Origin of the sequence: Methylocystis sp. (assembly GCF_050251305.1) — a bacterium.
Lineage (GTDB): Bacteria > Pseudomonadota > Alphaproteobacteria > Rhizobiales > Beijerinckiaceae > Methylocystis.
In genome coordinates this window covers 54,511-64,623 of record NZ_JBFWNB010000017.1, presented here as the reverse complement: position 1 = coordinate 64,623, position 10,113 = coordinate 54,511, and the positions used below count along the sequence as shown (strand labels likewise).

General features: G+C 65.2%; 11 protein-coding genes and 1 tRNA gene. 6 read left to right on the top strand and 6 right to left on the bottom strand.

Annotation, left to right across the window (positions count from 1 at the left end; translation table 11 throughout):
• Positions 1–229: 229 nt before the first annotated feature.
• Positions 230–1,255, bottom strand: coding sequence for a complex I NDUFA9 subunit family protein (locus AB7F41_RS08155; RefSeq protein WP_428385810.1), 1,026 nt, complete (start codon positions 1,253–1,255; stop codon positions 230–232).
• Positions 1,256–1,443: 188 nt separating this feature from the next.
• Between AB7F41_RS08155 and AB7F41_RS08150 the strand changes: the two genes are divergently transcribed.
• Positions 1,444–1,528, top strand: a tRNA-Leu gene (locus tag AB7F41_RS08150).
• A 189-nt stretch (positions 1,529–1,717) separates the two neighbouring features.
• Here AB7F41_RS08150 and AB7F41_RS08145 read toward each other — a convergent pair.
• A complete protein-coding gene (locus tag AB7F41_RS08145; RefSeq protein WP_428385812.1) occupies positions 1,718–1,948 on the bottom strand; it encodes a hypothetical protein in 231 nt (76 codons plus the stop codon).
• 254 nt (positions 1,949–2,202) lie between these two features.
• Here AB7F41_RS08145 and AB7F41_RS08140 point away from each other — a divergent pair, with 254 nt between their 5' ends.
• On the top strand, positions 2,203–2,841 hold the full coding sequence (locus AB7F41_RS08140) for a recombinase family protein (RefSeq protein ID WP_428385813.1): 639 nt from the start codon (positions 2,203–2,205) through the stop codon (positions 2,839–2,841).
• Positions 2,842–2,888: 47 nt separating this feature from the next.
• On the opposite strand, the gene AB7F41_RS08135 is transcribed toward AB7F41_RS08140, so the two are convergent.
• Together AB7F41_RS08135 and smbP are read right to left on the bottom strand one after the other, a co-directional pair.
• Positions 2,889–3,425, bottom strand: a complete 537-nt coding sequence (locus AB7F41_RS08135; RefSeq protein ID WP_428385815.1) for a Spy/CpxP family protein refolding chaperone — start codon at positions 3,423–3,425, stop codon at positions 2,889–2,891.
• Between the two features lie 179 nt (positions 3,426–3,604).
• Entirely contained in the window at positions 3,605–3,943 is a 339-nt protein-coding gene (gene smbP, locus AB7F41_RS08130) for a small metal-binding protein SmbP (protein ID WP_428385817.1), read from the bottom strand.
• A gap of 212 nt (positions 3,944–4,155) precedes the next feature.
• Here smbP and AB7F41_RS08125 point away from each other — a divergent pair, with 212 nt between their 5' ends.
• On the top strand, positions 4,156–4,284 hold the full coding sequence (locus AB7F41_RS08125) for a hypothetical protein (protein ID WP_428385818.1): 129 nt from the start codon (positions 4,156–4,158) through the stop codon (positions 4,282–4,284).
• A gap of 59 nt (positions 4,285–4,343) precedes the next feature.
• Here AB7F41_RS08125 and AB7F41_RS08120 read toward each other — a convergent pair whose 3' ends face one another.
• Together AB7F41_RS08120 and AB7F41_RS08115 are read right to left on the bottom strand one after the other, a co-directional pair.
• Positions 4,344–5,189, bottom strand: coding sequence for a hypothetical protein (locus AB7F41_RS08120; protein ID WP_428385820.1), 846 nt, complete (start codon positions 5,187–5,189; stop codon positions 4,344–4,346).
• Positions 5,190–5,257: 68 nt separating this feature from the next.
• On the bottom strand, positions 5,258–7,300 hold the full coding sequence (locus AB7F41_RS08115) for a hypothetical protein (protein ID WP_428385822.1): 2,043 nt from the start codon (positions 7,298–7,300) through the stop codon (positions 5,258–5,260).
• A 263-nt stretch (positions 7,301–7,563) separates the two neighbouring features.
• Between AB7F41_RS08115 and rfbB the strand changes: the two genes are divergently transcribed.
• Genes rfbB through rfbD form a run of 3 tightly spaced genes read left to right on the top strand, consistent with a single transcriptional unit; the run spans position 7,564 to position 10,102 of the window.
• Positions 7,564–8,640 carry a dTDP-glucose 4,6-dehydratase gene (rfbB, locus tag AB7F41_RS08110; RefSeq protein WP_428385824.1) on the top strand — a complete coding sequence of 359 codons (1,077 nt, stop codon included), beginning with the start codon at positions 7,564–7,566 and terminating at the stop codon, positions 8,638–8,640.
• A gap of 19 nt (positions 8,641–8,659) precedes the next feature.
• Entirely contained in the window at positions 8,660–9,211 is a 552-nt protein-coding gene (rfbC, locus tag AB7F41_RS08105; protein ID WP_428385826.1) for a dTDP-4-dehydrorhamnose 3,5-epimerase, read from the top strand.
• 9 nt (positions 9,212–9,220) lie between these two features.
• Positions 9,221–10,102, top strand: a complete 882-nt coding sequence (gene rfbD / locus AB7F41_RS08100; RefSeq protein WP_428385830.1) for a dTDP-4-dehydrorhamnose reductase — start codon at positions 9,221–9,223, stop codon at positions 10,100–10,102.
• Positions 10,103–10,113 lie beyond the last annotated feature (11 nt).

The window sequence follows — 10,113 nt, the reverse complement described above, 5'->3', positions numbered from 1 at the left end:
TAGCTCGACCCGTCAAACGGTCCGCGGTTTCCCGATCCGTCCCTCGCCGCTGACGAGAGGGCGGCAACCCTCTCCCAGCGGTTCCTTCTCACCGAAGCGGCGCGGAAAGTCATAAGACAAGCAGGTTTCCGAAAAAGTTGACAGACTTTTTCGATGAGAACCTGCTCCAACGTCTTTGTTTTGAGCGATTCCTTATCGATCACATGATTCTAGGTGATCGGGAAGCGCTCTAGGCGGATTCGCCCATGCGCTGCGTCTGATACTGACCGACCTTGCGATAGCGATAGAGATAGGTCGGCACGATCGCTTCGATCGATTGCGGATCGGCGACGCCAAGTCCCTTGAGCGTGCGTCCTTCCGATGCGGCGTCGTCGCTGACGACAGTGTCGTGTTTGAGCAGTTCCACCTGATCGCGCGTCATCCGCAGCAGCTTCGGGAAGAGGCCGAGGGAAAGCGTGGTCAGCATCTGCGTCATGGCGGCCATCAGCTTGCCGGCGCCGAAGGAGAGCTTCAGGATGCGGCGCTCCCGTTGCGCGACCGTGAGCGCGTAGTCGACGATCTCCGCAAAGCTTTTGACCTCGGGACCGCCGAGCTCGTAAACCGCGCCCGGCTTGGCGCGCCCGGCGATGGCGATCGCAACCGCCTCCGCGACGTCGCCGACATAGACCGGCTGGAATTTCGTATCGGCGCCGACGACGGGCACGACGGGGAAGTAGCGCGCCATGGCGGCGAAGCGGTTGAAGAATTCGTCTTCCGGTCCGAAAATCACCGAAGGCCGCAGAATGATCGTGGAGGGAATCTCGCCGCGCATCGCCGCCTCGCCTTCCGCCTTGCTGCGGCCATAGGCCGAGCGCGAGTCCGGGTCGGCGCCGATCGCGGACATATGCACGACATTGTCGATCCCCGCCGCCTTCGCGGCTTCGGCGATCACGCGCGCGCCGCCGGCCTGTACGGCCGCAAATTTCTGCGCGCCGGTTTCGGCGAGAATGCCGACCAGATTGACGACGGCCGAAGCGCCGCGCAGCGCCGCCGCGACCGACTCGGGATGACGCACATTGGCCTGAACCGCCATGACCTGGCCGACGCGGCCGAGCGGCTGGAGATAGAAGGCGAGGTCGGGCCGGCGGCAGGCGACGCGCACGCGCCAGCCGTCGCGCGCCAGCGCCCGGACGACGTAACGGCCGACGAAGCCAGAGCCGCCGAACACCGTCACCACACGTCCTTCGCCAATGGTCTGGTTATTGTCGCCGATCATTGCGATTTGCTCCGCTTGCGTCGCGCCGGCCGTCGCCGGGAAAATGGTCGCCGATGCTCTAGCGGAATTTCGCGACGAGGAAAATGCGTCAGCGAAGCTTCTCCGCCTGGTCGCGTGGGTCGTCTCGCCTTTTCGTCACGGCGCGCATTGACAGGGGGCATCCGCCGCCCCTATGAGACGGGCTCGATGCCCAGGTGGCGGAATTGGTAGACGCGCTGGTTTCAGGTACCAGTGGTGAAAGCCGTGGAGGTTCGAGTCCTCTCCTGGGCACCAAATCGAAGGGCGATCGCCGTCTGCTCTCGCCGATTTTTCGATTTCATTTGGCGTTCGTCACTGCCGCTCGCGCATGAGCGGGCGCGCCTGATCTCGAGACGGCCGATCCTCGAAACATCCCGACGCGGGCGTCGATCGACGCTCAGCTGCGATGTGAGCGCGTCGCCGGCTGATGGCGCGGCATGTCCATTAGCTTCGTGACGCGCCTTCAATCGAGCGTAGTTCGGCTGCGGCGGGAGCCCGCATGCTGGAATTGAGTTTGCGCAGCATCGTGACGCAGAGCTCCTTGACGGTCTCATCTTCGACCGTGTCGGCGAGCCGCGCCAAATGGCAGAACGCCATCGTGCGTTGAGAGACCGCGTCGGCGTATTCCGCCGGATCGGTCAAATTCAGAATGTCGTCGTGACTGTCGTCAGACATGACGCAGAAAACTCCAGCTACTCGTTACGGATGACGTGGGAAAGGCTGAGCCGAGGCCCGGATTTTATCAGCCGGGCGGATCGGAAGCCAAGCAACTCTTGCGCAATTATCCGGGCCGCGGCGCGCGAAATGTCCGTAAGGGCTTGCGCAAGCTCGGGATACGGAACCGTCGAATTTGGTTGTCCGTAAGGCTTGATCTAGCCTAACGGACATGTAATCTTGCGGACGCCATCCTAACGGACGAAACCGCGCCCATGACGACGATCCTCTACGCTCCTGCCTCAACCATGGGCCAGACGATCGCGGACCAGGCGGCACAGGCGCGCGCGGCCGGATTCGCCATCGACAATGTCGTTTGGGATGAGGATGTCGATCGCATCCGCTTGCGTCTTTCGGAGCGGCCGCAAGGTCGTCGTCTGTTCGATCTCCTGCGCGCGGGCGATACGTTGATCGTCCGTTGGGTTGATCGATTAGGGCGCAACTCTGCTGAAGCGGCGGACGCCATTCGAGAGTTCATGCGGCGCGGCGTCATCGTCCGGACGATCGTCGGCGGACTGACCTTCGATGGCGCGACAACGGACCCCACGCGGCACGCCGTGCAGGACGCGCTGATGGCGTACATGGCGGCGACGGCGCAAGCTCAAACGGAAACCGCGAAGGAAGCGCAGCGCGCGGGGATCGAACGCGCGAAAGCGAACGCCCGCGATAACAAATATCGCGGTCGCAAGCCTAGCTATTCGCGCGCGCAGTTTGACGCGGTGCGCGAGATGCTCAGTCAGGGGACGAGCATCGGGTCTGTGGCGGCCGCGACGGGACTTTCACGGCAGACCGTCTATCGGATCAGGGACGATGCGCCGGGCGCGGAAGCGGCGCTCGCGCAATGGGGCATGTAGAGCATGGTCGCGCGAATAGCCGCCCCTCGCGGCCGGCCGACGCCTTGTCAATGTTTCGCGTTCATTCCCCAATGCCCATGTCCATGATGTCCACCATGTCCATGCGGCTTCAGCGCATGCTTGAGAAGGATGGCGAAGCGGTGCTTCTGCGCATCGTCGAGACTGTCGAAGAGCGGCTTGGCGGCGTCCGCAAGCTTGCCAAGCTCTGCGCCGCGCGTCGTGAGGCCCTGGGAGCGCAGCCGCAGGCCCTCGATCACATCGTGATGCTCGTGGATGTCTTTCCATTTTTCGTGCGAGTCGGCCCGACGATCCGCGCGCGCTTTCGATGTTTCGCGCAATGCGGTTTCGAACGCAGGCCAAGCTTTTTCCTGAGCCGCGGTGAGCTTTAGGCCCGCCTTGAGCGCCGCCACCCGGGCGTCCAGGAAAGCCGAGCGGTCCTCCGGAGAGAAACCGTGATCATCGGTCTTCGCGGACTGATCGGTTGCAGGATGGTCGGTTGCCGGCGGGACGGCGAGGGCGGCGCCTGACAGACCGGCGGCCGCGAACATCGCGACGGACATCAGGGTGAGGAATCGATTGCGCAAGACGGGGCCTCAATTGTTGAGCAGTGGAAGGTTGAGCTCCATGTATGTCTGGCGCCAAGAGCGACAAATTAAGCTTTTGTAACGAAGGATTGTTAGCAGGCCAGCACTCTCTCCTGTGCGCCAGTCCGAATTTTTGTGTTCGATTGAGCGACGGATTAACGCCGCCGCTCAATACGCGGTTAATGCGGCGCGCGTTCAAGCTCCTGCAGCGCGCGGTCGGCGATCGTGGTGGCGGCGCTCCGCTTTTTCTTTCCGAATTTGATCGCTTCCTTCAACCGCCGGATGCCTGCCTTTACGTGCCGGTTGGGGTTCTCCCTCTGCGCGGCTTCGGCGTGGTGGAGCGCTTCGGTCGCGTGGCGGACCAGGGCGCTTGGTTCATGTTCTCTGCCGGCGACCACGGCTTCGCGCGTGTGCGAAACGGCTTCCGAAAGGTGCGTTTCAAGCGCCAGCGATGCAGAAGGCGCGCACCACGCGAAAAGCGCCAAGCCGACCGCGACCGCCATTATCTTAGGAGCCATTCAATCCTCCCCATTTAGAATTTGGAATGCTGCAACGAAGCTCGTCGCGCATCGTTAGAAACAGCATCCTGCAAATTGCGCAATGAAATTCGGACATTTGACTGCCGGGAGAGGACCGCTCCTCAGCGCATCGTCGTCGCGCTTGTGCGCTGGCGCACAGCGTCTCAGCGCGCCGCTCCGTAAGTTCTGATCATCGAAGACAGGAGAACGTCATGAAAACGATGATCACGACAGGAATTTTCGGCGCCGTCGCCATCGTGCTGGCCGCCGAGGCGCTCAACATCGCCATGGCGTTCGGCGAACTCAGCCACATCGCCGCCTATAATGCGGGCGTCTTCTGACAGCGCAGCCGATCGGCGCCGCAGATGCGTCGCCGCGCAGACCGCCAGGGACGTTCCGATCAATCGGGGCCGAGCGGAGGGAAGAAACCTTTCCCAACATGCCGGGCGGCGACATCGCCTAAAATGTCGCGCCACATCCGGTAGGGATCGCCAAATACGTCCACGCCGAGCGCGCGATCCGTAAGAGCGGCGGCGATGCACGCCATGCCCTGAGCCACGTCGTGCGCATTCTCGAGATAGAGAAGCCGCGTGCCGACGCAATCTTCGCCCATCACCGACATGGCGGCTGCGATCTCGACATTGTCGCGGCGTCCGAAGGCCACGCCGCAGACGGCGAACAGAGACTCTTCCCAAACAGCCGGGTCGCTTTCGTCGATCAAGGCGCGCAAACCCTTGACGATCGACGCGTAGGCCTCCTCGCCGACGATGGCGATGACGTTTTCCAGCTCGACGCGAACCTGCCGCAGCGCTTCGGGGAACTCTGCGGGGGACGCCATCTGACCGGCCGACCAGTTGACCGCAAGCTGCAGCAGCTTGCCGAGAACGATCTGAGCGGGGGCGGCGAGTGCGGCGGGCAGTTCGAGCGCGAGACGCGAGACAGCCTCCTCCAGCGCCTTATTCAGGACGACAGCCGCCTGCCGCGCGGATTCGGGATCCTTTCCACGCACGAGACGCGCCCAGGTCGCCTGGGCGCCGATGACCGCATGCATCAGCGATTTCACCTGACGCAGCCACGGCGCCGGCGGATAGGATTGTACGACTTCGCCATGCTCGATGCGCCAGATTTCGCCGGTCCCGATCAAGGTGATCGCCGCGAGCGGAGTCGACGCGAACAGTTCTTCGCGATTTGCGCCATAGAGCGTTCGGAACGTCGTGTTGATCTCGCCAAACGGGTCGCTCTGCATATTTTGGTCTTTCTCAAATAGCCTCATGCATCAAAACAGCGCCGGCTTCGCGCCGCGCAAGGCAATCCTCAGCGCCCGAAAAAGCCGCGCACCGTCGCCATCAACCCTTTCTGTCTGTCCTCGACCGGCGGCCTCCGGCCGAGATTCTCGGCGTCGAGCCGCGCGGCGTCGAGTTCGACGCTGGCGCGCGAGACGAGCGCGGCGAGAGTCGGCGCTTCATGCGGCGGCGTCCAGCCGCCGGCGCGCCGCATCTCGAGATAGGCGTCGAGCATGTGGGCGGCGTCCCTCGCGCCTGTCTCCGCGAAATGCGTTCGCGCCCGCTCCACGGCGGGCGCGTCGGCGATGACGCGCGCCGTCTTGGCGGCTTCGCGTCTCACGCCGTCGTCGATCGCCAGCGCGACGCGCGCCGCGCGCAGCGCTTCCATCTCCGGCTCCTTCAGGAGCGCGCGCATGAGCCGCGCCTCCTGCGAAGCGTCAATGCCTGCCGGCGCCATGCCGCGCGCGCCGCAGGCGTCGAGATAGCGCGCGAGGAGAGAGGGCGCGCCGCGCGCTGCGGCGGACTCTCCGGGAAGCCGCGCCGATTGCGCAAATTCGCCGCCCTGCGTGACCGCCGCCGCAAGCGGCGGGTCGGCGCAGAAGGCGTTGTAGCCGCCGAGATCTTGCAGCCGTTCGCGGGCCGGTGGAGGCGCGCCGATGACGAGCGCCGCGAAACTCGCTTGCGTCAGAGGTTCGAGCGCATCCCACAGGCCGGGCGGTTCGAAGCGCGCGCCGATCTCGGCGCGCGAGAGCGCGCCGTTGAGCGAGGCGACGAGCTTGTCGCGCCGGCCTCTCAGTCCGGCGGCGCGTTCGGCGACGGCGCGGGCGGCTGCGCCGGTCGCGGCGCGCGCGGAGTCGGCGGCGCGCCGCATGAGTTCGTCGAGCAGCCCCTCGTCATCCGTCGCGCGGCGGGCGACGAGTCCGTCGCCTTCTATGCGAAAGAGTCGCGCGAACGGCGGACCGCCCGGATCGACCGGCGCGACGCCGAGATCGCCGGGGCCCGCCGCCGGGCAGACAAGTCCGACGTCGTCGCCAAGCGCCGCCCCGTAAAATTCGATTTCGACCGTCTCGCCCATGCCGGGCGCGCTTTTCTCGCGGCTGCGGCGCAGGGCGATTCCATCGACCTCCGCTTCTTCCGGATCGATAAGCAGCGCCAGAAGATTGCCGACGACGACCGGATCCGCCGTTTCCGCGGCGTCCGGATATTCGTTCGGATCGCCCGTCGCCTGCCGGATGTCTTCGAAGGTGAGCGGATCGACGGCGGGTTCGCCGGCCGCCCGCTGATCGAGCGTCCAGCCCTTCAGCCGGCGGCGCTGGTTCATCGCCAGCGCGACGCTGCATCGGCCGAGTAGCGTCGCGCTCTCTTCGATCGAATCGGGAATGCGCAGGCGAAGGATGACGCGCGGCGCGCCGGACTCGCGCAGCCAATGCTCCATGATCGCGAAGGGCGCCTCGCGCGCGTCGCTCGCCGCGGACGAATCGAAAGGCGCCGCCTCAAGGACAAGTCGGCTTTGATAGGCCGGGAAGACGCGGCGCGTCAGGGCGAGGCGAATGACGACGGCGCCGTCGGCGCGCTCCACGACGCGCCGCTGGCCGATCGCCCAGACCAAACGCGCGCCGGCGGCGGCGGTCTGCTCGCGCGAGAGCCTTTCGATATCGCCGCGCGACGGAAACGCCGCCAGCCGGAACGCGACCGGGTCGGCGCCGCCGGCGTCCGGCAGCATGGTCAGCAGCAGGCGCCAGTCGCCGCCTTGCGGCAGGTCGCGCTCGGCGACGAGCGCCAAAGCGACTTCGGCGCCGTCGGCGGCGGTCAGCCGAACGAATCGATGTTCGGGCGGCAGATCGAGGACGATGATGCGCGCGCGCCAGCGCGCGGCGTCGATGACGTCGACGAGCGCGGGCGCGTTCGTGAAGCGCTCGTCGCGGGCCGAGACGACCGTGAGCTCCGGCCGCGCGGCGGCGGCCGCCGCGCGTTCCGCGCCTTCGAACCAGCCGATCGCCAACCGGCGCCGGCCGTCCCAGAAATAGTCGAACTGCTCTCTCCACATCGACGGCCGCGCCCGAGAGTAAGGCATGGCGCCGTCGCCATGCGAAGCTGAAGTCGGGCGGAAGCATATCCGCCCGCCCGTCGGTCGCGCAATTCGCCGCGCGCACAGGCGTCGCCGCGCCGTCTCGCTCGCGGCTGCGCCAAATTCTGATGCAATCCCATGACGTTGTTCCGCCACATAGTGCGCGTACACGGCGAAAGCGCCGACCGCCGCCTTCGCAATAGAGCCGCCCTGCGCGGGCGTGAGGGCGCGGATTTCAGGGCGGAGCGATAGCGAAAAGCGGGGCTTTGATGAAAATATTGATCACCGGAGGGGCAGGGTTCATCGGCTCGGCGGTTGCGCGCGCCATCGTCCGCAAGGGCGTCGATCAGATTCTCGTTCTCGACAAGCTGACCTATGCGGGCAACCTGGCGTCGCTGCGGCCCATCGCCGACAGTCCGCGCTTTTCCTTTCTGCAGGCCGACATTTGCGACGCCGCCGCGGTCGCGCGCGCCTTCGCGGAATTTCATCCCGACGTCGTCATGCATCTGGCCGCCGAAAGCCATGTCGACCGCTCGATCGACGGGCCGGCCGCCTTCATCGAAACCAATCTCGTCGGCACCTTCGTCATGCTGCGGGCCGCTCTCGACTACTGGCGCAATCTCGACCGCGCCCGCGCGCGCGACTTCCGTTTCATGCACATCTCCACCGACGAAGTGTTCGGCGCGCTCGGCGCGGAAGGGCTGTTTCGCGAAGACACGCCCTATGCCCCCACATCGCCCTATTCGGCGTCGAAGGCGGGCTCCGACCATCTCGTGCGCGCCTGGCGCCACACATACGGCCTTCCGACGATCGTCACCAATTGCTCCAACAACTACGGCCCCTATCATTTCCCGGAAAAACTCATTCCGCTCACCATCATCAACGCGATTGAGGAGAAGCCGCTGCCGGTCTACGGCCGTGGCGAGAATGTCCGCGACTGGCTCTATGTCGAGGATCACGCCTCTGCGCTTTTGCGCGTGGCGCGCGAGGGCGAAGTCGGCGAGTCCTACAATGTCGGCGGGCGCAACGAGTGGCGCAATATCGACGTGGTCGAAGCGATCTGCGCATTGATGGACGAGTTCCGTCCGCGCCGCGCCGGACCGCATCGCGACCTCATCTCATTCGTCGCCGATCGTCCCGGACATGATCTGCGCTACGCCATCGACGCCACGAAGATCGAGCGTGAACTCGGTTGGCGGCCGGCCGAGCAGTTCGAAACCGGTCTTCGCAAGACTGTGCGCTGGTATCTGGACAATTCCGACTGGTGGCAGGCGATCCGCTCGGGCAAATACCGCGGCGAACGGCTTGGGGTGCTTGGCGAGCAGGACGAACAAGCCGTCGCCTGACGCGCCGGAGGGGGGACGCTTGTTCGAAGATCTCGAGCTGTCGGGGCTCAAGCTCGTCACGCCCAAAAAATTCGGCGACGAGCGCGGCTTCTTCTGCGAAACGCACAATGAAAAAACCTGGGCGAACGCCGGACTGCATTTCGACTTCGTCCAGGACAATCATTCGCTCTCGCGCGACGTCGGCACAGTGCGAGGCTTGCATTATCAGACGGCGCCCTTCGCGCAGGACAAGCTCGTGCGCGTGGTCAACGGTCGAATTCTCGATATCGCCGTCGATCTGCGGCGGTCGTCGCCGACATTCGGGCGCCACGTCGTCGTCGAGCTTTCGAAGGAGAATTGGCGCCAGCTGTTCATTCCCATCGGATTCGCGCATGGCTTCGTCACGCTCGAACCCGATACGGAAGTGCTCTACAAAGTGACGAATTTCTATTCGCCGCAGCATGATTGCGGCGTCGCCTGGGACGATCCCGATATTGGCGTCGCCTGGCCGGTCGCCGCGGAGCGCGCCGTGCTGTCGGAAAAGGATCGCAAATGGCCGCGGCTGCGCGATCTGGCGGAGGTTTTCGCGTAAGTGGGCAAGATGAAGCGCATCGCCGTGACCGGGCTCACAGGCCAGGTCGTCAGTTCGCTGATCGAGCGCGCGCCGAGAGGCGTTGAAATGCTTGCGCTCGGCCGTCCGGGCTTTGATCTCTCTTCTCGGGAGATGGTTCTCGCGTCGCTGCGCAGCGTGCGCTGCGACGCCATCGTCAACGCCGCCGCCTACACGCAGGTCGACAAGGCGGAGAGCGAGCCGGACGTCGCGATGCGCGTCAATGGCGCGGGCGCGGGCTTCGTCGCCGAGACCGCCGCCGAACTGAAGGTGCCGCTGCTGCATCTTTCGACCGACTACGTCTTCGACGGCGCGCTCGATCGCCCCTATCGCGAAGATGACGCGCCCGGCCCGACCGGCGCCTATGGACGGTCGAAGCTCGAAGGCGAACGGCAGATCGCGGCGCGCTGCGACGACTGCGTGATTTTGCGCACCGCCTGGGTCTACAGCCCCTTCGGCGCGAATTTCGTCAAGACGATGCTGCGCCTCGGCGAGACGCGCGATGAAATCGGCGTCGTCGCGGACCAGATCGGAAATCCCACGAGCGCGCTCGACATCGCCGACGCGCTGCTCGCCATCGCGGAACGACTGGTCGACGACCCGGATCCTGGCCTGCGCGGCGTTTTCCACATGGCCGGTCGGGGCGAAGCCAGCTGGGCGGAGATGGCGGAAGCGATTTTTTCTGCGGCGGAGACTCAGGGACGCAAGCCCGTCCGCGTCAAGCGTATCGCCACTTCTGACTATCCGACGCCGGCGCGCCGACCGGCGAATTCGCGGCTCGACAGCTCCAAGCTTGAACTCAATTACGGGATCGCGCTGCCGAAATGGCGCGACTCCGTCAACGTCTGCGTCTCCCGATTAATTCCAAACTGAATAGGATTCTC

Bases quoted from the DNA above. Each gene is read 5' to 3' on its own strand.
- AB7F41_RS08155 (WP_428385810.1), bottom strand. From the start codon at position 1,255: ATGATCGGCGACAATAACCAGACCATTGGCGAAGGACGTGTGGTGACG.
- AB7F41_RS08145 (WP_428385812.1), bottom strand. From the start codon at position 1,948: ATGTCTGACGACAGTCACGACGACATTCTGAATTTGACCGATCCGGCG.
- AB7F41_RS08140 (WP_428385813.1), top strand. From the start codon at position 2,203: ATGACGACGATCCTCTACGCTCCTGCCTCAACCATGGGCCAGACGATC.
- smbP (WP_428385817.1), bottom strand. From the start codon at position 3,943: ATGGCTCCTAAGATAATGGCGGTCGCGGTCGGCTTGGCGCTTTTCGCG.
- AB7F41_RS08125 (WP_428385818.1), top strand. From the start codon at position 4,156: ATGAAAACGATGATCACGACAGGAATTTTCGGCGCCGTCGCCATCGTG.
- AB7F41_RS08120 (WP_428385820.1), bottom strand. From the start codon at position 5,189: ATGCAGAGCGACCCGTTTGGCGAGATCAACACGACGTTCCGAACGCTC.
- AB7F41_RS08115 (WP_428385822.1), bottom strand. From the start codon at position 7,300: ATGCCTTACTCTCGGGCGCGGCCGTCGATGTGGAGAGAGCAGTTCGAC.
- rfbB (WP_428385824.1), top strand. From the start codon at position 7,564: ATGAAAATATTGATCACCGGAGGGGCAGGGTTCATCGGCTCGGCGGTT.
- rfbD (WP_428385830.1), top strand. From the start codon at position 9,221: ATGAAGCGCATCGCCGTGACCGGGCTCACAGGCCAGGTCGTCAGTTCG.